This window comes from Streptomyces sp. OZ13 (assembly GCF_052068155.1).
Lineage (GTDB): Bacteria > Actinomycetota > Actinomycetes > Streptomycetales > Streptomycetaceae > Streptomyces.
Genome location: NZ_JBQHCZ010000003.1, coordinates 1 through 20,552, shown reverse-complemented (window position 1 = coordinate 20,552; position 20,552 = coordinate 1). Strand labels below are relative to the sequence as shown.

Annotated in this window: 18 protein-coding genes and 1 pseudogene; 10 read left to right on the top strand and 9 right to left on the bottom strand. The window is 71.8% G+C overall.

What is annotated here, in order from left to right; all coding sequences use genetic code 11:
• Window positions 1–90 precede the first annotated feature (90 nt).
• Window positions 91–1,185 (bottom strand): nicotinate-nucleotide--dimethylbenzimidazole phosphoribosyltransferase, encoded by a 1,095-nt coding sequence (gene cobT / locus ACTMTU_RS07080; RefSeq protein ID WP_441262628.1) that lies wholly within the window; start codon window positions 1,183–1,185, stop codon window positions 91–93.
• A gap of 86 nt (window positions 1,186–1,271) precedes the next feature.
• Entirely contained in the window at window positions 1,272–2,471 is a 1,200-nt protein-coding gene (locus ACTMTU_RS07075; protein WP_441262627.1) for a bifunctional adenosylcobinamide kinase/adenosylcobinamide-phosphate guanylyltransferase, read from the bottom strand.
• A gap of 96 nt (window positions 2,472–2,567) precedes the next feature.
• Here ACTMTU_RS07075 and ACTMTU_RS07070 point away from each other — a divergent pair, with 96 nt between their 5' ends.
• Window positions 2,568–2,771 carry a hypothetical protein gene (locus ACTMTU_RS07070; protein ID WP_441262626.1) on the top strand — a complete coding sequence of 68 codons (204 nt, stop codon included), beginning with the start codon at window positions 2,568–2,570 and terminating at the stop codon, window positions 2,769–2,771.
• Between the two features lie 71 nt (window positions 2,772–2,842).
• On the opposite strand, the gene ACTMTU_RS07065 is transcribed toward ACTMTU_RS07070, so the two are convergent.
• The 3 genes from ACTMTU_RS07065 to ACTMTU_RS07055 form a co-directional block, all read right to left on the bottom strand.
• Window positions 2,843–3,919 (bottom strand): S1C family serine protease, encoded by a 1,077-nt coding sequence (locus tag ACTMTU_RS07065; protein ID WP_441262625.1) that lies wholly within the window; start codon window positions 3,917–3,919, stop codon window positions 2,843–2,845.
• Window positions 3,920–3,990: 71 nt separating this feature from the next.
• On the bottom strand, window positions 3,991–4,704 hold the full coding sequence (locus ACTMTU_RS07060; RefSeq protein ID WP_441263148.1) for a class I SAM-dependent methyltransferase: 714 nt from the start codon (window positions 4,702–4,704) through the stop codon (window positions 3,991–3,993).
• 95 nt (window positions 4,705–4,799) lie between these two features.
• On the bottom strand, window positions 4,800–5,399 hold the full coding sequence (locus ACTMTU_RS07055) for a DUF3043 domain-containing protein (protein WP_441262624.1): 600 nt from the start codon (window positions 5,397–5,399) through the stop codon (window positions 4,800–4,802).
• A 272-nt stretch (window positions 5,400–5,671) separates the two neighbouring features.
• On the opposite strand from ACTMTU_RS07055, the gene ACTMTU_RS07050 reads away from it, so the two are divergent.
• From ACTMTU_RS07050 to ACTMTU_RS07030, 5 genes are all read left to right on the top strand, one after another.
• Window positions 5,672–6,469, top strand: a complete 798-nt coding sequence (locus ACTMTU_RS07050; protein ID WP_078535378.1) for a PspA/IM30 family protein — start codon at window positions 5,672–5,674, stop codon at window positions 6,467–6,469.
• A 38-nt stretch (window positions 6,470–6,507) separates the two neighbouring features.
• Window positions 6,508–6,792, top strand: a complete 285-nt coding sequence (pspAA, locus tag ACTMTU_RS07045; RefSeq protein ID WP_441262623.1) for a PspA-associated protein PspAA — start codon at window positions 6,508–6,510, stop codon at window positions 6,790–6,792.
• Between the two features lie 275 nt (window positions 6,793–7,067).
• Entirely contained in the window at window positions 7,068–8,309 is a 1,242-nt protein-coding gene (locus ACTMTU_RS07040; protein WP_441262622.1) for a sensor histidine kinase, read from the top strand.
• Window positions 8,306–8,992: a response regulator gene (locus tag ACTMTU_RS07035; RefSeq protein WP_441262621.1), complete on the top strand. Its 687-nt coding sequence runs from the start codon at window positions 8,306–8,308 to the stop codon at window positions 8,990–8,992. The genes ACTMTU_RS07040 and ACTMTU_RS07035 overlap by 4 nt, the downstream gene beginning before the upstream one ends.
• Window positions 8,993–9,135: 143 nt before the next feature.
• The gene (locus ACTMTU_RS07030) at window positions 9,136–12,261 is read left to right on the top strand and encodes an efflux RND transporter permease subunit (protein ID WP_441262620.1); all 3,126 of its coding nucleotides are present in this window, start codon (window positions 9,136–9,138) and stop codon (window positions 12,259–12,261) included.
• A gap of 138 nt (window positions 12,262–12,399) precedes the next feature.
• Here the strand turns inward: ACTMTU_RS07030 and nadA are convergent, their stop codons facing one another.
• Window positions 12,400–13,587, bottom strand: a complete 1,188-nt coding sequence (nadA, locus tag ACTMTU_RS07025; protein WP_441262619.1) for a quinolinate synthase NadA — start codon at window positions 13,585–13,587, stop codon at window positions 12,400–12,402.
• A gap of 270 nt (window positions 13,588–13,857) precedes the next feature.
• On the opposite strand from nadA, the gene ACTMTU_RS07020 reads away from it, so the two are divergent.
• Window positions 13,858–14,214 carry a HesB/IscA family protein gene (locus tag ACTMTU_RS07020; RefSeq protein ID WP_005318559.1) on the top strand — a complete coding sequence of 119 codons (357 nt, stop codon included), beginning with the start codon at window positions 13,858–13,860 and terminating at the stop codon, window positions 14,212–14,214.
• 75 nt (window positions 14,215–14,289) lie between these two features.
• On the opposite strand, the gene ACTMTU_RS07015 is transcribed toward ACTMTU_RS07020, so the two are convergent.
• The gene (locus tag ACTMTU_RS07015; RefSeq protein WP_441262618.1) at window positions 14,290–15,738 is read right to left on the bottom strand and encodes a hypothetical protein; all 1,449 of its coding nucleotides are present in this window, start codon (window positions 15,736–15,738) and stop codon (window positions 14,290–14,292) included.
• Window positions 15,739–15,870: 132 nt separating this feature from the next.
• On the bottom strand, window positions 15,871–16,095 hold the full coding sequence (locus tag ACTMTU_RS07010) for a hypothetical protein (protein ID WP_441262617.1): 225 nt from the start codon (window positions 16,093–16,095) through the stop codon (window positions 15,871–15,873).
• Window positions 16,096–16,222: 127 nt separating this feature from the next.
• Here ACTMTU_RS07010 and ACTMTU_RS07005 point away from each other — a divergent pair, with 127 nt between their 5' ends.
• Entirely contained in the window at window positions 16,223–17,197 is a 975-nt protein-coding gene (locus ACTMTU_RS07005) for a carbohydrate kinase family protein (RefSeq protein ID WP_441262616.1), read from the top strand.
• Between the two features lie 401 nt (window positions 17,198–17,598).
• Here ACTMTU_RS07005 and ACTMTU_RS07000 read toward each other — a convergent pair whose 3' ends face one another.
• Entirely contained in the window at window positions 17,599–19,050 is a 1,452-nt protein-coding gene (locus ACTMTU_RS07000; RefSeq protein WP_441262615.1) for a cysteine desulfurase/sulfurtransferase TusA family protein, read from the bottom strand.
• A gap of 273 nt (window positions 19,051–19,323) precedes the next feature.
• Between ACTMTU_RS07000 and ctaC the strand changes: the two genes are divergently transcribed.
• Together ctaC and ACTMTU_RS06990 are read left to right on the top strand one after the other, a co-directional pair.
• Window positions 19,324–20,295 carry an aa3-type cytochrome oxidase subunit II gene (gene ctaC / locus ACTMTU_RS06995; RefSeq protein ID WP_441262614.1) on the top strand — a complete coding sequence of 324 codons (972 nt, stop codon included), beginning with the start codon at window positions 19,324–19,326 and terminating at the stop codon, window positions 20,293–20,295.
• Window positions 20,292–20,552: pseudogene (locus tag ACTMTU_RS06990) on the top strand (cytochrome ubiquinol oxidase subunit I); the annotation flags it as partial. The gene ctaC and the pseudogene ACTMTU_RS06990, both read left to right, overlap by 4 nt.

Sequence of the window (20,552 nt, the reverse complement as noted above, 5' to 3'; positions counted from 1 at the left end):
TCGACAAGTGGCAGGCCGCGGGCCTCCAGGAATCCCTCGGCCCGGCCGGCGGCGAGCCCGATCCTCGGCGGACCGGGTCCCCGCCCGGCGTCACCGCGCCTCCGGCTCCGCCTCGGACGCCGCCTCCGGCTCGTCCGCAGCGGGCCGCTCCGGCAGCTCCGCAGCCAGCGCGGCAGCCGCCTGCACCAACGGGAGCGCGAGCAGCGCGCCCGTCCCCTCGCCCACCGTCACGCCGTGGTCGAGCACCGGATTGAGCGCCATCCGGTCCAACGCCTTCGTCTGCGCCGGCTCGCCGCTCACCTGGCCCGCGATCCACCAGTCCGGCGCACGGAACGCCGCCCGCTGCCCCACCAGCGCGCAGGCCGCCGACACCACACCGTCCAGGATCACCGGCATCCGGCGCACCGCGCTCTGCAACAGGAACCCGGTCGTCGCCGCCAGGTCCGCGCCGCCCACCGCCGCCAGCAGCTCCAGCTGATCGCCCAGCACCGGCCGGGCCCGCCGCAAGGCGTCCCGGATCGCCGCGCACTTGCGCATCCAGGCCAGATCGTCGATGCCCGCCCCGCCGCGGCCCGTCACCACGGACGCGTCCGTGCCGCACAGCGCCGCGATCAGCGTCGCCGCCGGCGTCGTACCGCCCACGCTCAGGTCGCCGAGAACCACGAGATCCGTACCCGAGTCGGCCTCCTCGTCGGCGATCGCCATGCCGAGGCGCACCGCCTGCTCCGCCTCCTCGGCAGTGAGCGCGTCCTCGATGTCGATACGGCCGCTGCCGCGCCGCACCCGGTGACGCGACACCTCCTCCGGCAGCAGACCCGGGTCGCAGTCCAGACCCGCGTCGACGATCCGCACCGGCACACCCGCCCGGCGGGCCAGCACGGCCACCGGGCTCGCGCCCTCCAGCACGCCCCGCACCAGCCGGTGCGCCGTGCCCGACTCCCGTGCCGACACGCCCAGTTCCGCGACACCGTGGTCGCCGGCGAACAGCACCGCGCGCGGCCGCTCGATCGCCCTCACGGGGACGGACGCCTGCGCGGCGGCGAGCCACTCGCCCAGCTCGTCGAGACGGCCCAGCGCACCAGGCGGCACGACCAGCCGCTCCCGGCGTTCCTCGGCGTCACGCCGCGTACCGCTGTCCGGGCGCTCGATCAGATCGGAGAAGTCGTCGAGATTCAGCCTGCTCATTCGCCGAACAGTACCGGCACCCGCCGACGCGCGGACGGCCAGCCGGGGACCGTGCCGGAACGGCCCGGCCCCGCCTCGAGCGGACCTCAGCCGCGGAGCACCAGCGCCTGGCCCGCGACCACCAGCAGCACCTGCTCGCACTCGTCCGCGAACGCCGCGTTCAGCCGGCCCAGCTCGTCGCGGAAACGCCGCCCGGACGCCGTGGCCGGGACCACCCCGGAACCCACCTCGTTCGTCACAGCCACGACCGTACGGGCCGTCGCCCGGACCGCCGCGACCAGCTCGCCGACCCGCTCCCGCAGCGCCCGCTCACCCTCCGCGGCCCACCGCTCGTCGTCCCAGGCGCCGGCCCTGTCCATGGCGTCCGTCAACCACAGCGACAGACAGTCGATCAGCAGCGGCGGCCCCTCCGCCTCCAGCAGCGGCACCAGATCGCACGTCTCCGTCGTACGCCACGAACCAGGACGGCGCTCACGGTGCGCGTGGACCCGTGCCGCCCACTCCGCGTCTCCGTCCCGGGTCCCGCCCGTCGCCACGTACAGCACGTCCGGGAACGCCTCCAGCCGGCGTTCCGCCTCCAGTGACTTCCCCGAACGCGCCCCGCCCGTCACCAGAGTCCGCCGGGGCACGTCCGGCACCGCGTGGTACTCGCCGACGATCAGCGTCGTCCCGTCCGGCACCGCACGGGCCCCCGCGGCCGCCAGACGACGGGTCAGCTCGGGGCCGCCCTGGGCGTCATGGTCCAGATGCACGGCGACCACGTCCGTCGTCGCCCCGACCGCCCCCGACGCCCGCAGCCGGGCGATCGCGTCCGGACGGCCCACGACATCGGCCACGACCATCTCGTACGCGGCCAGCCCCTCCGCGAGACCCGCAGGAGCCGCGCCGGGCGGCAGATACAGCAGCCGGTCACCGTCCGGGGACGTCACCTCGTAACCCGTGCCCGGGTTGTCCATCGGCAGGGCCCGCACCCGGTGCCCGCTGATCAGCGTCAACTCCCGCCCGTCCGGCACCCTCCCCGCCGTCGGGAGCCCCGCCGGCAGATCCAGGGGCGGACCGTCGTGAGGGTGCGTCAACAGCACCTGCCGGACGCCCACGAGCGAATGCCCCGCACGCGCCGCGGCGAGTGCGGCGCCCGGCGTCAGATCCAGAAGCAGCGCCCCGTCCACGAGCAACGCGGTCGCCGCCCGCGCCTCCGGGCCGCGGGCGGTGGCGCACACGGCGCAGGGGCAGTCGGGTCGGGGGAGGCCGGCGGGAGCGCCGGTGCCGAGCAGAGTCAGTTCCACGCCTCCGATCCTGCCGCCTCGCCCCGAGCGGTGCGCGCCCGGCTACGCTGCGGGCAGCAAACTGATCAGCTTGCCCTAGGGACGTGGGAGGCGCACATGGCGTGGACGTGGCGGTTCGAGAAGTCCGACGGTACGGAGGTCCAGCCGGCGGTGGAGCCGGAGGAGTTCACGACGCAGGGCGACGCGGAATCCTGGATCGGCGAGCACTGGAAGGAACTCCAGGAGGGCGGGGCGGACCAGGTCTTCCTCTCGGAGGACGGCACGAAGATCTACGGCCCGATGAGCCTCCACGAGTCCTGAGCCCGCGCTTGTGCCGGGCCCGGCCGGGGGTGTGACGCCCTCGGGCCGGGCCCGGCGCTCGTTTCGACCGGTCAGATCTCGCCCAGCGTGACCGTCACCGTCCGCTCCCGCCCCCCTCGTTCGACCGTCACCGAGACCTCCTCGCCCGGTCGTTTCGAGGCCAGCGCCTCCGCCAGGGACGTCATCGTCGCGATCTCCGCGTCGTCCAGCTTCGTGATGATGTCGCCCGCACGGATCCCCGCCTTCGCCGCCGGGCCGTCGGCGGCCACGGAGACCACCGCGACGCCCGAAGGGCGGTAGTCGTCGTCCAGGAGGGTGCGGCCCGTGATGCCGAGGGCGGCCCGGCCGGAGTCCCTGACCTCGCCGTACTTGATGATCTGGTCCGCGACCGTCCGCACCATCGAGACGGGGATCGCGAATCCGATGCCGGGTGCGGTGCTGCCTTCGAGGCCGGGGTCGGACGCCGCCAGCGTCGGGATGCCGATGACCTCGCTGCTCAGATTGACGAGCGCGCCCCCGCTGTTGCCCGGGTTGATCGCCGCCGAGGTCTGCACCATGTTGCCGATGGTCGCCCCGGTTCCGCCGCCCTCTCTGCTCGCGCTGACCGTGCGGCCCACGGCGGAGACGATTCCCTGGGTGACGCTGCTCGACAGTCCGAGCGGCGACCCCATGGCCAGGACGATCTGGCCGACCGCGACCTCGGAGGAGTCACCGAAGCGGGCGGCCCGGAGGCCCGGGGGGACGTCGTCGAGCTTGACGACGGCGAGGTCCTGCTCGGGGAAGGCCGAGACCAGCGTCGCGGTCAGCGGCTGTTCACCGGTGGCGACGGTGACGTTGAAGCGCTCCGTCCGGCCCACGACGTGCGCGTTGGTGACGATGTGGCCCTTGTCGTCGTAGACGATGCCGGAGCCCAGGCTCTCCCCGGCCTCGATCTGAACGACGGAGGGCAGCACGTTCGCGATGACCTCGCGGTAGCCGTCCTCGAGCTCGCTCGTGGCGACCGGGGCGGCGGCGGCACGGGTGGAGGACCGGGGCTCGGGCCCGGAGGCCGGCGAGCAGCCGGCGGCCAGGGCGGCCACGCAGAGAACGGCGGTCGCGGTCGCCGGCAGCCGGAGGGTACGACGGGCCGGGCGGGGAGATGCGTCCATGCCCGGAGTATCCCTACGGCCGCCCGGCCGGTGCCTGCGGTGCGCCGCCGATCAGGGGGCGGCGGCCGGAGTCAGATCCGCCGCACTCCGCACAGGTGCAGCAGTGCCGCCACCCCGCGGTACGGGTCGGTGCGCCCGGCGCGCTCCTCCAGCGTCAGCACCTGGTGCAGCTCGTCCGCGGCGGGGAGTTCGACGTCGTTGCCGATGTTGTCCGTGAAGATCCGCACCCCGTACCAGGCGTGCAGCGGCGCGGCGATGCCGTCCAGCGTCGCCGTGAGCGCCTCGAGCCGGTCGGCGCGCACCTTCAGCCCGAGGCGGTTGGTGTAGGTCTGGGTGTCGAAGGCGTCCAGCGCCGTCTGCCAGTCCCCGGCCGCTCCGGGCCGCATGGCCAGCGCGTCGCCGTTGCGGACGAGCAGGGACAGCAGCCCGCCCGGCGCCAGCATCCTGGCCAGACCGGCGAGCAGCCCGTCCGGCTCCTCCACGTACATCAGCACGCCGTGGCAGAGGACCACGTCGAAGCTGCCCGGCAGGAAGTGCACGCCGGTGTCCCGGCCGTCGCCCTCCACGAGCCGGACCCGCTCGCGGATACCGGCGGGCTCGCCCGCCAGTGCCTCACGGGCGGCCTTCAGCATCACGGCGTCCGACTCCAGGCCGGTGACCGTGTGCCCGGCGCGTGCCAGACGCAGGGCCTGGGTGCCCTGGCCCATGCCGACGTCGAGCACCCGCAGCCGCTGGCCGACGGGATACCGCGACGTGATCTGTTCCTCGAGCTGCCGGGCCACCAGCTCCTGGCGGACGGTGTTGCGCAGACCGCCGGCGCCGGCCAGCCAGTTCGCGGACGCCTCCGGCGTGAAGCCGCCAGGCTGCGACGAATCGGTGCTCAGGGCCGCTCTCCGCGCTTGACCTGCGGCTTGGGCAGGCGCAGCCGACGCATCTGGAGCGTACGCATCAGGCCGTAGGCGACGGCTCCGCGCTTCGGCTCGTTCGGGAAGCGCTCACGGAGCTGCTTCTTCAGACGGATCGACAGGCCGATCGAGTCGACGACGATCAGCACGATCACGCCGAGCCAGAGCAGCAGCGCGATGTTCTGCAGCTGGGCGACCCGGACCATGCTCAGCACCAGGATCACCACCGCGAGCGGCAGGAAGAACTCCGCGATGCAGAAGCGGGAGTCGACGAAGTCGCGGACGAAGCGCCGCACCGGGCCCTTGTCCCGGGCGGGCAGGTAACGCTCGTCGCCGCTGGCGAGAGCCTCCCGCTGCCTGGCCAGGTCGGCACGGCGTGCCTCACGCTGGCGCTTCATCGCCTCCTTGCGGTCCTGCGGCGCACCACTGGAGGCACGACGGCGCTGGCCCTGTGCCTCACTGCGCTTAGGCGTCGGGCGGCCCTTGGGGGCCTCGGGGTCGCGGGGCTGCTTGGAGAGGTCCGCCGTCACCTTGCCGGTGGGGGCCTTCTCTTCCTTGGAACGGCTACGGAACACAAAACCCAAGGGTACGGGTTGCCGGGCATGGACCCCACCCCGGTGGGGAACGATCCCGCAACGGCGTGCGTCCGTAAGGGACAGAACGGGACGGCGGGTACGGCTCCCCTGACAGCCACCTACTCCTTGCGCCGGATCGGAGCCGTACGCAGTCGTCCTTGGGGATGAGCGCATCCGCGCTCGAACAGTGCGGTAATGGATGCAGGGCCCGTACTGTGGGTTCTGTTGGAGTGCTGAAGCCGTAGTCCGTCAGAAGGGGGCGCGCGAAGCCCATGAGCGGTGTCATGAAGCGTATGGGGATGATCTTCCGCGCGAAGGCGAACAAGGCCCTCGACCGGGCCGAGGATCCGCGCGAGACCCTCGATTACTCGTACCAGAAGCAGCTGGAGCTGCTTCAGAAGGTCCGCCGCGGAGTCGCCGACGTGGCGACCTCCCGCAAGCGCCTCGAGCTGCAGCTGAACCAGCTCCAGGGACAGTCCTCCAAGCTCGAGGACCAGGGCCGCAAGGCGCTGGCCCTCGGCCGTGAGGACCTGGCCCGCGAGGCACTCTCCCGCCGTGCCGCGCTGCAGCAGCAGGTCACCGACCTCGAGACCCAGCACCAGACCCTCCAGGGCGAGGAGGAGAAGCTGACGCTCGCCGCGCAGCGGCTCCAGGCCAAGGTGGACGCCTTCCGCACCAAGAAGGAGACCATCAAGGCCACCTACACCGCGGCACAGGCACAGACCCGGATCGCGGAGTCCTTCTCCGGCATCTCGGAGGAGATGAGCGACGTCGGCGTCGCGATCCAGCGCGCCGAGGACAAGACCGCCCAGCTCCAGGCGCGGGCCGGCGCGATCGACGAGCTGCTCGCCTCCGGTGCCCTCGACGACCAGTCGGGGCTGGCGAAGGACGACATCCAGGCCGAGCTGGACCGCCTCTCCGGCGGCACGGACGTCGAGCTGGAGCTCCAGCGGATGAAGGCGGAACTGGCCGGCGGCCCGGCGTCGAAGCAGGCGATCGAGGGCGGCGCAGCGGGCTCGCAGGACGCCACGCAGCAGCAGAACAGCCCGCACAAGTTCGACAAGCAGTGACCGTCAGTACGGACCGGCACGGAGAGTAAGGACTCGTCATGATCGTACGGATCATGGGGGAGGGCCAGGTGGAGGTGGCGGAAAGCCACCTCGCCGAGCTCAACAAGCTCGACGACGAACTGCTCGCGGAGATGGAGAGCGGCGACGGGGCCGGCTTCCGCCAGACCCTGCACGCGCTGCTCGAGAAGGTCCGGGAGCTGGGGGAGCCGCTGCCCGACGCCTCTCTCGAACCGTCCGAACTGATTCTCCCAGCGCCGGACGCGACGCTGGAGGAGGTCCGTGACCTCCTCGGCGAGAGCGGTCTGATCCCGCCGGTGGCGTAGCGGCCGGCGCCCGCGCCCGCACTCCAACACGCGCGCCCCTTCTGTACCGGCTGCGCCCTCTCTTGAACGGGGGTCGCGCCGGCCTCTCCCCGACCGTGCCCCCGAACCGGAACGGTGCCGCTTCGCGGAGCCTTTCCCTCCCGCGCCTTCCCGGAGCCGGGCCCCGCCGGGACCCGTTACGGGGCAGGCCCCGGACCCTCGCGCCTCGATCTCCGGTTCCGCGCGGCGGTCGCGCCCGCCACCGTGCTCCGCCACCCCTCTCCCACGCCGTAACGTTGCCTGACGTGACCCCATTCGCCGCCCGGTACGACCGCGTCCGCAATTGGCTGCGCGCGCACCCGCTGGCGCTGGACGGCGCCCTCGCCGTGGCCGCGTTGATCTGCATGGTGGCCGGCTCCTTCGCCGATCCGAACGGGCCGCACGGCCCCACCTTCGGCACCCGCACACCCGACGCGCGCAGCGCGGTCCTGATGCTGGTCGCCGCCGGCGCGCTCGTCTTCCGGCGGCGTGAGCCGATGGGCGTGCTGCTGGTCACCGGCGCGGTGTCCGTCGTGGAACTGGTGGCGGGCGACCCGGCCGCGCCCGTCGCGATGAGCGCCGTGATCGCCCTGTACACCGTCGCCTCCCGTACCGACCGTCCGACCACCTGGCGGGTCGGCCTGCTGACGATGACCGTCCTGACCGCCGCCGCGATGGCCTTCGGCTCGAGCCCCTGGTACACGCAGGAGAACCTGGGCGTCTTCGCCTGGACCGGTATGGCGGCCGCCGCCGGTGACGCCGTGCGCAGCCGGCGGGCTTTCGTCGACGCCATCAGGGAGCGGGCGGAACGCGCGGAGCGGACGCGGGAGGAGGAGGCGGGGCGCCGGGTCGCCGAGGAGCGGCTGCGGATCGCCCGCGACCTGCACGACGTCGTCGCCCACCACATCGCGCTGGTCAATGTGCAGGCAGGGGTCGCCGCCCACGTCATGGACAAGCGTCCGGACCAGGCCAAGGAGGCGCTCGCGCACGTACGGGAGGCGAGCCGCTCCGCGCTGAACGAGCTGCGCGCCACCGTCGGGCTGCTCCGCCAGTCCGGGGACCCGGAGGCGCCCACCGCACCCGCGCCCGGTCTCGCGGTCCTCGACGAACTGGTCACCACGTTCCGTCAGGCCGGCCTTCCCGTGGAGGTCGCCCGCGCCGACGACGGCGAACCGGCGCCGGCGGCCGTCGACCTGGCCGCGTACCGGATCATCCAGGAGGCGCTGACCAATGTGCGGAAGCACGCCGGGAAGGACGCCAAGGCCGAGGTGAGCGTGGTGCGGGTCGGCTCGACGCTGGAGGTCACCGTCATCGACAACGGCCCCGCCGACGCGGCCGGTCCGTCCGACGGCGGCGGTCACGGTCTGCTCGGCATGCGGGAGCGGGTCACCGCCCTCGGCGGCACCCTCACCGCGGGACCCCGCTACGGAGGCGGCTTCCGTGTGCAGGCGATACTGCCGCTCAAGGTGCGGGCCGTCCGCGCGGGGGAGGACACATGACGATCAGGGTGCTGCTCGCCGACGACCAGACGCTGCTGCGCAGCGCGTTCCGGGTCCTGGTGGACTCCGAGCCGGACATGGAGGTCGTCGGAGAGGCGGCCGACGGCGCACAGGCGGTGGCGCTGGCCCGCTCCGAGCGGGCCGACGTGGTCCTCATGGACATCCGGATGCCCGGCACGGACGGACTCTCCGCCACCCGCGAGATCAGCGCGGACCCGGAGCTGTCGCACGTACGGATCGTCATGCTGACGACCTTCGAGGTCGACGAGTACGTCGTGCAGTCGCTGCGGGCCGGTGCCTCCGGCTTCCTCGGCAAGGGCGCGGAACCGGACGAACTGCTGAACGCCATCCGGGTCGCCGCCGCGGGTGAGGCACTGCTGTCGCCCGCCGCGACCAAGGGGCTCATCGCCACCTTCCTCGCGCAGGGCGGAGCGGCGGACGACGGCCGGAACGCCGGGGACTTCTCCGAGCGGCTCTCGGCGCTCACCGTTCGCGAGCGCGAGGTGCTGGTGCTGGTGGCCGGCGGCCACTCCAACGACGAGATCGCCACCCGGCTCGAGGTCAGCCCGCTCACGGTCAAGACCCATGTGAACCGCGCCATGGCCAAGTTGGGCGCCCGCGACCGCGCCCAGCTGGTGGTCACCGCGTACGAGTCGGGACTGGTACGTCCAAGGGTGGAGTGAGCCGGCGGGCGTGCGTACTCCAGCTGCGGTATGCGCGGCGTGAGGAACGGGACCTGGGGGCTAGGGAACGGCCCCTCCTCGTGGCCGAAGGTATAGGCGGGCCTCTGTGCCCGTCCCCGCGCAAGCCACAGAAGAGAGACCCCATGTCCTGGCTGTCCAGATTCAGCCTGTCGCAACGGGCCCTGATAGGGCTGATGTCCATCGTCGCGATCGTCTTCGGTGCGATCGCCGTCCCGCAGCTCAAGCAGCAGCTCCTGCCGTCCATCGAGCTCCCGATGGTCTCGGTGCTCGCCCCCTACCAGGGCGCGTCGCCCGACGTCGTCGAGAAGCAGGTCGTCGAGCCGCTCGAAGCGAGCATCAAGGCCGTCGACGGCATCGAGGGCATCACGTCCACGGCAAGCGAGGGCAGCGCCGTCATCATGGCGACCTTCGAGTACGGGGACGGGGGCAAGCAGCTCGTCGCCGACGTCCAGCAAGCTGTGAACCGGGCGCGCGCCCAACTGCCGGACGAGGTGGACCCGCAGGTCATCGCCGGGTCGACGGACGACATCCCCACCGTCGTGCTCGCCGTCACCTCGGACAAGGACCAGCAGGCGCTCGCCGACCAGCTCGAGCGGACCGTCGTACCCGCGATCGAGGACATCGAGGGCGTGGGCCAGGTCTCGATCGACGGCGTCCAGGACCTCCAGGTCTCCGTCACCCCCGACGACCGCAAGCTCGCCGCCGCGGGTCTGAACACCATGGCGCTGTCCGAGGCGCTCAGGACCGGCGGCGCCACGATGCCGGCCGGGTCGTTCTCCGAGGAGGGCAAGAGCCGCACAGTCCAGGTCGGCGGCGGCTTCACCAGCCTGCAGCAGATCGAGGACCTGCGGATCGTGCCCGCGCAGGGCACGAAGGGCAAGCCCGTACGCCTCGGCGACATCGCGACCGTCGAGCAGACGGAGGCGGGCCGGGTCTCCCTGACCCGCACGAACGGCAGGCCCAGCCTCGCCGTGCTGGCCACCATGGACAACGACGGCAGCGCCGTCGCCATCTCGGAAGCGGTCCAGGACAAGCTGCCCGGCCTGCGCGCCGACCTCGGCGCGGGCGCGGAGCTCACCGTTGTCTCCGACCAGGGCCCGGCGGTCTCCAAGTCGATCTCCGGCCTGACCACCGAGGGCGCGCTCGGCCTGGTCTTCGCGGTCATCGTGATCCTCGTCTTCCTCGCGTCGCTGCGCTCGACGCTGGTCACGGCGGTGTCCATCCCGCTGTCCGTCGTCCTCGCGCTGATCGTGCTGTGGACCCGTGACCTGTCGCTCAACATGCTCACCCTCGGCGCGCTGACCATCGCGATCGGCCGGGTCGTCGACGACTCGATCGTGGTCCTCGAGAACATCAAGCGTCACCTCGGCTACGGCGAGGAGCGGCAGAGTGCCATCATCACCGCGGTGAAGGAGGTGGCGGGCGCCGTCACGTCCTCCACGCTGACCACCGTCGCGGTGTTCCTGCCGATCGGTCTCGTCGGCGGCATGGTCGGCGAACTGTTCGGCTCGTTCTCCCTCACCGTCACCGCCGCGCTGCTGGCGTCCCTGCTCGTCTCGCTGACCGTCGTCCCCGTCCTGTCCTACTGGTTCCTGCGCGCCCCCAAGGCAGTGCAGGGCCTGGACCCGGAGGAGGCCCGGCGGAAGGCGGAGGAGAAGGAGGCGCGGAGCCGGCTCCAGCGGATGTACGTCCCCGTGCTGCGCTTCGCGACCCGCCGCCGCCTGACGAGTGTCGCCCTGGCGGTCGTGGTGCTGTTCGGCACGTTCGGCATGGCCGGACTGCTCAAGACGAACTTCTTCGACCAGGGCGAGCAGGAGGTCATGTCCGTCAAGCAGGAACTGCCGCCCGGCACCAGCCTCGAGGCGGCCGACGCCTCCGCGAAGAAGGTCGAGGAGGTCCTCGCGGGCGTCGACGAGATCAAGGACTACCAGGTCACCGTCGGCTCCTCCGGCTTCATGGCGGCCTTCGGCGGCGGCACCGGCGCCAACCAGGCGTCGTACCAGCTGACGCTGAAGGACTCGGCGTCGTACGAGAAGGTCCGCGACCACCTCGACGAGGAGCTCGGCAAGCTGGACGGCGTCGGCGACACGACGATCGCCGCCGGGGACGGCTTCGGCAGCCAGGACCTGAGTGTCGTGGTGAAGGCGTCCGACTCCGACACCCTCCAGAAGGCGTCGGAGGCGGTACGGGCGGAGGTCGCGAAGCTCGATGACGTGACCGACGTCCAGAGCGACCTGGCCCAGTCCGTGCCGCGCATCTCCGTCAAGGCCACGCCGAAGGCGGCCGACGCGGGCTTCACCGACGCCACGCTGGGCATGGCCGTCGGCCAGGCCGTGCGCGGCACCCCGTCGGGCAAGGCCATCCTGGCCGACACCGAGCGGGACATCGTCATCACCTCCGCCAAGCCGGCGAAGACGATGGAGGAGCTGAAGGCGCTGCCGCTCGGCCCGGTGAAGCTCGGTGACATCGCCGAGGTGAAGCTGGTCCCCGGCCCGGTCTCGATGACCCGGATCGACGGCTCGCGGGCCGCGACGATCACGGCGAAGCCGACCGGTGACAACACCGGCGCGGTGAGCACCGCGCTTCAGTCGAAGATCAACGCGCTGGACCTGCCCGAGGGCGCGACCGCCTCCATCGGCGGCGTGTCCGAGGACCAGGAGGAGGCGTTCCTGAACCTCGGCCTGGCGATGCTGGCCGCGATCGCGATCGTCTTCATGCTGCTGGTGGCGACGTTCCGGTCGCTGATCCAGCCGCTGATCCTGCTGGTCTCCATCCCGTTCGCCGCGACCGGCGCGATCGGCCTGCTCGTCGCGACGGGCACGCCGATGGGCGTGCCGGCGATGATCGGCATGCTGATGCTCATCGGCATCGTGGTCACCAACGCGATCGTGCTGATCGACCTGATCAACCAGTACCGGGCCCAGGGCCTCGGGGTGGTCGAGGCGGTCGTCGAGGGCGGCCGGCACCGGCTGCGCCCGATCCTCATGACGGCCCTGGCGACGATCTTCGCGCTGCTGCCGATGGCGCTCGGTGTCACGGGCGAGGGCGGCTTCATCGCCAAGCCGCTGGCGGTGGTGGTGATCGGCGGCCTGATCACGTCGACGCTGCTGACCCTGCTGCTGGTGCCGACGCTGTACGCGATGGTGGAGCTCCGCAAGGAGCGGCGCCGGGCCAGGCGTGCGGCGAAGCGCGAGGCCGCGAAGCCCGCGGAGACGGACGAGACGGCCCTGGAGCCGTCGAACGCCTAGCCTCCGTTCCGTCCCGCACGGACCAGGGTCCCGCAGCCGGTCGGCTGCGGGGCCCAGGTCGTTGCGTCGGCGCCCAGATCTCATACGTGAGGGGCGCCCCGCTGCGGCGGGACGCCCCTCGTGCGCGTAAGGCGGCGGCTACGGCAGCGCCAGCATCCGCTCGAGCGCGAGCTTCGCGAAGCTCTCCGTCTCCTTGTCGACCTCGATGCGGTTGACCAGGTTCCCCTCGGCCAGCGACTCCAGGGCCCACACCAGGTGGGGCAGGTCGATGCGGTTCATCGTCGAGCAGAAGCAGACCGTCTTGTCCAGGAAGACGATCTCCTTGCCCTGGTCCGCGTAACGGTTCGCCAGGCGCCGGACGAGGTTCAGCTCCGTGCCGATCGCCCACTTCGAGCCGGCCGGGGCCGCCTCGAGCGTGTTGATGATGTACTCCGTCGAGCCCACGTAGTCGGCGGCGGCGACCACCTCGTGCTTGCACTCCGGGTGCACCAGGACGTTGACGCCCGGGATGCGCTCACGCACGTCGTTGACGGAGTCGAGCGAGAACCGGCCGTGCACGGAGCAGTGACCGCGCCACAGGATCATCTTGGCGGCGCGAAGTTCCTCCGTCGTCAGACCGCCGTTCGGCTTGTGCGGGTTGTAGAGGACGCAGTCCTCGAGGGACATCCCCATGTCCCGGACGGCGGTGTTGCGGCCCAGGTGCTGGTCCGGCAGGAAGAGGACCTTCTCGCCCTGCTCGAAGGCCCAGTCCAGCGCGCGCTTGGCGTTCGACGAGGTACAGATCGTGCCGCCGTGCTTGCCGGTGAAGGCCTTGATGTCCGCGGAGGAGTTCATGTAGGAGACGGGCACGACCTGCTCGGCGACGCCGGCCTCCGTCAGCACGTCCCAGCACTCGGCGACCTGCTCGGCGGTGGCCATGTCGGCCATCGAGCAGCCGGCCGCGAGGTCGGGCAGCACGACCTTCTGGTCGTCCGAGGTGAGGATGTCGGCGGACTCGGCCATGAAGTGCACACCGCAGAAGACGATGTACTCGGCCTCCGGCCGGGCCGCGGCGTCCTTCGCCAGCTTGAACGAGTCACCGGTGACGTCGGCGAACTGGATGACCTCGTCGCGCTGGTAGTGGTGCCCGAGGACGAAGACCTTCTCGCCGAGCTTCTCCTTGGCCGCGCGGGCGCGCTCCACCAGATCCGGGTCGGACGGCGAGGGCAGGTCGCCCGGGCACTCCACGCCGCGCTCGCTGCGGGGGTCGGCCTCACGGCCGAGCAGCAGCAGTGCGAGCGGAGTCGGCGACACGTCGAGCTCGGGGCTGGTCTGGGCGGTGGTCACGACACGCACCCTTTCTTCGTCTGGCAGAGCGCTTTTCGTCTATTTGACGCTATCTATCATAACCGCTTCACGTCACTTTGACGATGGCCATAGTGTCGATGTGACGCACCCCCCTGTCCGCAAGGTGACGCACGCCCCGTCCACAGGCCGGTGCCGCTCCATGGCCGGGTGTGCGAGCATGAAGGGGAAAGACGAGCGGTCCGGAATGAATCCAGGGCCATGCCGGTTGCACCGTCGGCAAGCAGTCCGCACAACCCGGGAGAGAAGCAGATGTCCGTATCGGACGAGACCACCACCGTGAGCGACGGCATCCTCCTGTCCGACGCCGCCGCGGCCAAGGTCAAGGCCCTGCTGGACCAGGAAGGCCGGGACGACCTGGCGCTGCGCGTCGCGGTTCAGCCCGGCGGCTGCTCCGGCCTGCGTTACCAGCTGTTCTTCGACGAGCGCTCCCTCGACGGCGACGTCGTGAAGGACTTCGACGGTGTCAAGGTCGTCACCGACCGTATGAGCGCCCCGTACCTGGGCGGCGCCTCCATCGACTTCGTCGACACCATCGAGAAGCAGGGCTTCACGATCGACAACCCGAACGCCACGGGTTCCTGCGCCTGCGGAGACTCGTTCAGCTAAGAGTCCGGCTGCTCATGCCGAAGGCGGCGGACCCGTTCCAGGGTCCGCCGCCTTCGGCATGCGGCACGAGGGGCGTCAGCCCTTGCGCGGCAGTGGCTTGCCCGTGTTCGCGTCGACGACCTTCCGGTCGTCCAGCGGCTCGTCCAGCGTCACGGACGCCTTGAGCTCCTTGGCCAGCATGATGCAGACCCGCTCGGGGTCCGGGTTCGTCTCCATGATCCGGACCTTCACCTGGTCACCGCTCTCGGTCGCCTTCGCCTCGTAGTTGCTGCACACGCCGCCCCAGAACGTGACGGTCAGCGTCCGGCCCTGGACGCTGTACGAGATCTGGGCGGGGCCCTGGCCGGCCGGGTCCTCCGACGGATCCGCCGGAGCGATGTCGCGCGTCGGCGGCTCGGCGCTCTTGAGGAAACGCTCCTCCACGGCGGTCTGCGTCACCGTGAACGGCCGGCCCCCGTCCTTCGCCGCCACCTCGAACAGCCACGTCGGCACCAGTGCCTGCCGCCCGTCCACATACTGCGCGGAGAGCCCGAAGACGGCCGTGCCGATCGTCAGCCGCTCCGGCCCCGCAGTGGCGCTGTCGGGCTCGCAGGGTGCGTCCGGCTTGATCTCGCCCTCGTGGGGGACCGGGGTGGCGCACCCGCCGATGCCGACGCGTCCGCTGTCCTTGCCCGCCTCGTTCAGCTGACCGACCGCCTCCTCGGCGGAGACCACCGGGTACGTGTCGCTCTTCGCGGGCTTCTTCAGCTGCCCGCTGCCGCCGACCACGGTGCCGTCCGCGCCCACCTGGACGCCCGTCGTCCAGCCGTACGTCGGCAGTCCGCCCACGACCGGATTCGCGTTCACCACGCGCACCCCGCCCATCAGCTGGCCCGCGTTCAGCGCGGCGTCGCCCTGGCCAACGGCCTTCAGCAGCGGCGCCGCGGCCTTCTTCGCCTCGGCCTCGCTCACCGGCTCACCGCCCTCGCCCGCCGAGCCGCCCGAGGGGCAGCCCTTGCCCTTCAGGCAGTTGTCCCCGCCGGGGGAGGCGAAGCGGGCGAACGTCCAGGTCCCCGGGGCGTCCTTGTTCACCTGGAGTGTCGGCCCCTGGCCGTCCTTGGCCGGTCCGATCTTCCAGGCCGGCCCCTCCAGACGTGGCGTCCCCGGCAGACCGAGCGCCTTCGCCAGCCGGGTCACTTCCGCCTCCGTGACCGTCCCCGTCGCCCGGTGCACGGCCGCGCGGCCGGGCCCGTCCGGCAGGTCGCCCTTCGCGCTGTAGACGACGCCGCCCCCGGTGGGGTCGGGCTCACCCGGCGCGATCCCGCTCTCGGTACCGCTCCCGCCGAGGTCCAGGGCCAACGGGGGAGGATTCTTGGCTCCGGCGGCACCGCTCTTGGCGTCCGTGGCGTCCGCGCCCTCGGAGCCGGCGGTCGCGAAGTACGCACCGCCACCGCCGGCGACCAGCACCGCGGCCGCCACAGAGGCGACGACCAGCGGGGAACGCCGACGGCGGGGACTCTCCTGCGTGTTCTCCGTGCTGCTCACCGCATCGCTCCTTGTCTCGCGCCTCCTGCTGCGGAGGACACGTGTGGGACGGAGCGGGGGAGCACGTGGTTCCCTTCGCCTCTTCCCCGGGGCCGGCCGCAGGCGCCGGAGCCGCGGAGGGACCGGGTGGCGTCAGTCGCCGTACTCCGACATCGCGTCCACCAGCCGCGCGGACGCGGACGGCACCACGACACCGTGGATGAGGGACGGGTGCACGGGCGCGGGCGCCGCTGCCGCCGGTACGACCCAGTGTGGTGCCATCCGGGCGCAGTCGCCGCGCAGCTGGGCCAGACTGATCTCGGGCTCCCGTGGATCCCGCTGCGGCCGCGGCTCGAGCGCCGCCGTGTACTTGGTCATAGCCGCACCGTATGCACCTGGGAGTCCCGGAAAAAAGCCCTACTATCGGGTAGTTTCCGCACGTGGCCGGGTTCAGGGACCGGTAGCGTGGACTGTCACTGCCAGCCCGCCTCAGGAGCGCCTCACCGTGCGTATCGCAGTCACCGGCTCCATCGCCACCGACCATCTCATGACCTTCCCCGGCCGCTTCGCCGACCAGTTGGTCGCGGACCAGCTGCACACGGTCTCCCTCTCCTTCCTCGTCGACACGCTCGACGTGCGCAGGGGCGGTGTCGGGGCGAACATCTGCTTCGGCATGGGACAGCTCGGCACCGGCCCGATCCTCGTCGGCGCGGCGGGCTCGGACTTCGACGAGTACCGCGCCTGGCTCGACCGCCACGGCGTGGACACGGCGTCCGTCCGTATCTCGGAGGTCCTGCACACCGCGCGCTTCGTGTGCACCACCGACTCCGACCACAACCAGATCGGCTCCTTCTACACCGGGGCGATGAGCGAGGCCCGCCAGATCGAACTCCAGTCGGTGGCGGACCGCGTGGGCGGCCTCGACCTCGTCCTGATCGGCGCGGACGACCCCGAGGCGATGCTGCGCCACACCGAGGAGTGCCGTACGCGGGGCATCCCGTTCGCCGCGGACTTCTCGCAGCAGATCGCCCGGATGAACGGCGACGAGATCCGGATACTGCTGGACGGCGCGGCGTACCTCTTCTCCAACGAGTACGAGAAGGGGCTCATCGAGTCCAAGACCGGCTGGACCGACGAGGAGATCCTCGGCAAGGTCGGCCACCGGGTCACCACCCTCGGCTCGCGCGGCGTCCGCATCGAGTCCGCGGACGCGGACCCGATCGAGGTCGGCTGCCCCGACGAGGAGGCCAAGGTCGACCCCACCGGCGTCGGCGACGCGTTCCGCGCGGGCTTCCTCTCGGGCCTCTCGTGGGGCGTGGGCCTGGAGCGCGCGGCGCAGGTGGGCTGCATGCTGGCGACGCTGGTGATCGAGACGCTCGGCACGCAGGAGTACACGCTGCGGCGGGCGCACTTCATGGAGCGCTTCACGAAGGCGTACGGGGACGAGGCGGCGGCGGAGGTCCGCGAACACCTGTCCTGACGGAACGCGCCCCGCCGTGCGTCTCCGCCGCACGGCGGGGCAACCCCGGACCCGGCCCGGGCCCCGTCACGGGGCTCCGCCGGGTCCCGGCTGCCGTGCTCGGCCCGGGCCCGTCACGGGCTCCGCCGGGTCCCGGCTGCCGTGCTCGGCCCGGGCCCGTCACGGGCTTCGCCGGTCTCGGCTGCCGGTCTCGACCCGGGCCTGCCACCGGGCGGGCCGACTTTGTCAGCCTCGCCGGCGTTTGAGGCGCGGGGGTCCGGTGGGGGTCCCCCCACGCCGCCGGGCGTAGGGGGAGGAGCCCCCGAAACACCGCGCAACGCGCGGTACGGGCCCGGGCGGAGCCCCCACGCGGCGGAGCCGCACATCGGTACAGCGGGAAGGGGCGGGGAGGGGAACACGCGTCAGCGCAAGCGCCGCACCACGTACGCCACCCCCGCCTCCGCCCCCCGTTCCCCCACGTACTCCTGCCCCCGCATCCCGCACCACGCCGGGATGTCCAGGCGGGCCGCCTCGTCGTCGGAGAGCACCGTGACCGTGCGGCCGACCGGCACCTCGCCGATGACCTTCGCCAGTTCGATCACCGGGATCGGGCACCGCCGCCCGAGGGTGTCCAGCACCAGGGACTCGGACGCCTCCGTGGGCTCCGACGAGGGCTCCGACGAACGCTCCGACGACGGAGACACCCCCGCCCCCTCCGCAGACGCAGCCGCCGCCGCAGGCACCGGCGCGCCGAACCGCTCCCGTACCCCCGCCACCAGCCCCGGCAGCACCGCCAGAAAGCGGTCGACGTCCTCCTCCGAGGTGTCGAACGGCGCCAGCGACACCCGTACGTTGCCCTCCGAGAGGACGCCCATCGCCCTCAGCACATGGCTCGGGATCAGCGTGCTGCTCGTGCACGACGACCCGGAGGACACGGAGAAGCCGGCCCGGTCCAGTTCGTGCAGCAGGGTCTCGCCGTCGACATAGAGACAGGAGAACGTCACGACGTGCGGCAGGCGCCGCGCGGGATCGCCGACCACCTCCACGTCGGGCACCAGCTCCGGCACCCGCGCGCGGATCCGGTCCACCAGGGCCCGCAGCCGGGCCGACTCGGCGGCCGCTTCCGCGCGTACGGCCCGGAGCGAGGCGGCCGCCGCGACGATCGCCGGGATGTTCTGGAATCCGGCGGACCGGCCCGACTCCCGCTCGTCGGCGGGGCCTTGCGGGGCGAAGCGGACGCCCTTGCGCACGGCGAGCAGTCCGACGCCCGACGGGCCGCCCCATTTGTGCGCGCTCGCGGTCAGCAGCGACCAGTCCCCTTCCACGGCCCCCCAGGCGAGCGACTGCGCCGCGTCCACCAGGAGAGGCACGCCCAGGGACCGGCATGCCTCGGCCACTTCCCGCACGGGCTGCTCGGTGCCCACCTCGTGGTTGGCGGACTGCAGGCAGGCCAGAGCCGTGGTCTCGCCGAGTTCGGCGGCGTACGCGTCCGGTGCGACGGCTCCGTGCCGGTCGACGCCGACCTCCGTCACCGAACCGCCGGCGGCCTCCCATGCCTCCGCCGCGTGGAGCACGGCGGAGTGTTCGACGGCAGAGACGACGAGCCGCCGGCCGACACGCCGACGCCCCGCGAGCGCCCCGGAGACACCGGCGTGGATCGCCTGCGTCCCCGAAGGAGTGAACACGAGCTCGTCGGGGCGGCAGCCGACGGCGTCGGCCGCGGCCTCCCTGGCGGCATCGAGGAGCAGCCGGGCGCGGCGGCCCTCGCGGTACAGCCGGGCGGGGTCGGCCCAGCCCTCGTCGAGGGAGGCCTGCAGAGCCTGGCGGGCGACGGGGTGCAGGGGAGCGGCGGAGGCGGCGTCGAAATAGGGCACGTCATCACGCTAACCCCGGCCAGGACACGGAGTGTCAGTTGCCTGCCGGAATCGGGCATTCCAGGGCGCTCCGCACCTACCCCGAAGGGAGCAGCCACCCCTTCGGGGTGCCGGACGGCGCGTTGGGCACCCTCCCCGCGCGACCCCAAATAGCGTCCAGTAGGGTTTGGTCCGCATAAACATCCAAACCCCTGCCCGCGTCAGGGCCGGCGACCGACCAGCGAGACGGCCGCAGCCCGGCCGCGCGGGCCGAGACTCTCGGGAAGGCGCTACGTGAGTCCCAACGGCTCCGACCGCTCGTCGCGGCGCCCGATGCGGCGGAAGCTGCCGCAGGTGCTGACTGCGGGCCTGATCCTGGCTACCGCCTCCGGTTGCTCATACAACTGGGAGGATTTTCCCCGCCTCGGAATGCCCACCCCCGTCACGGAGGAGGCGCCGCGGATCCTCTCCCTCTGGCAGGGCTCGTGGGCGGCTGCGCTCGCCACGGGCGTGCTGGTGTGGGGCCTGATCCTGTGGAGCGTGTTCTTCCACCGGCGCAGCCGCACCAAGGTGGAGATCCCTCCGCAGACCCGGTACAACATGCCGATAGAGGCGTTGTACACCGTGGTTCCGATCATCATCGTGTCGGTCTTCTTCTACTTCACCGCGCGTGACGAGTCGAAGCTCCTCGAGCTCTCCGACAAGCCCGCCCACACCATCAACGTGGTCGGCTACCAGTGGAGCTGGGGCTTCAACTACCTCGAGGACGTGGACGGGAACCCGGCCACCGGGGACGCGGCCGCGGACAAGGAACTGAACGCGATCCCGGACAAGTACACCAATGACTTCCCGGCGGGTGCGGAGGGCGTCTACGACGCCGGTATTCCCGGCACCCGGAACCCGCAGAACGGCAACCCGGGCCCCACGCTGTGGCTGCCCAAGGGGGAGAAGGTCCGGTTCGTCCTGACCTCGCGTGACGTCATCCACTCCTTCTGGGTGGTCCCCTTCCTCATGAAGCAGGACGTCATCCCCGGCCACACCAATGTCTTCGAGGTGACCCCCAGCCGCGAGGGCACCTTCATGGGCAAGTGCGCCGAGCTCTGCGGCGTCGACCATTCGCGGATGCTCTTCAACGTCAAGGTCGTCTCCCCGGAGCGCTACCAGCAGCATCTGAAGGAGCTTGCCGAGAAGGGGCAGACCGGCTTCATCCCGTCTGGCATCGAGCAGACGGACCCGGCCAGGAATGCGGAGAAGAACCAACTGTGAGCATCCTCAACGAATCCCAGGGTGCCGCCGTGGCGGACGAAGACTCGTACGAGAACGAGCTGCCGGTACGGCGCAAGCAGCCCGGCAATGTCGTCGTGAAGTGGCTGACGACCACCGACCACAAGACGATCGGCACGCTCTACCTCGTCACCTCGTTCGTGTTCTTCTGCATCGGTGGCCTGATGGCGCTCTTCATGCGCGCCGAGCTGGCCCGGCCGGGCACGCAGATCATGTCGAACGAGCAGTTCAACCAGGCG

Coding starts and splice junctions, on each gene's coding strand:
- cobT (WP_441262628.1), bottom strand. CDS start 1,185: ATGAGCAGGCTGAATCTCGACGACTTCTCCGATCTGATCGAGCGCCCG.
- ACTMTU_RS07070 (WP_441262626.1), top strand. CDS start 2,568: ATGGCGTGGACGTGGCGGTTCGAGAAGTCCGACGGTACGGAGGTCCAG.
- ACTMTU_RS07065 (WP_441262625.1), bottom strand. CDS start 3,919: ATGGACGCATCTCCCCGCCCGGCCCGTCGTACCCTCCGGCTGCCGGCG.
- ACTMTU_RS07050 (WP_078535378.1), top strand. CDS start 5,672: ATGAGCGGTGTCATGAAGCGTATGGGGATGATCTTCCGCGCGAAGGCG.
- pspAA (WP_441262623.1), top strand. CDS start 6,508: ATGATCGTACGGATCATGGGGGAGGGCCAGGTGGAGGTGGCGGAAAGC.
- ACTMTU_RS07035 (WP_441262621.1), top strand. CDS start 8,306: ATGACGATCAGGGTGCTGCTCGCCGACGACCAGACGCTGCTGCGCAGC.
- ACTMTU_RS07030 (WP_441262620.1), top strand. CDS start 9,136: ATGTCCTGGCTGTCCAGATTCAGCCTGTCGCAACGGGCCCTGATAGGG.
- ACTMTU_RS07020 (WP_005318559.1), top strand. CDS start 13,858: ATGTCCGTATCGGACGAGACCACCACCGTGAGCGACGGCATCCTCCTG.
- ACTMTU_RS07010 (WP_441262617.1), bottom strand. CDS start 16,095: ATGACCAAGTACACGGCGGCGCTCGAGCCGCGGCCGCAGCGGGATCCA.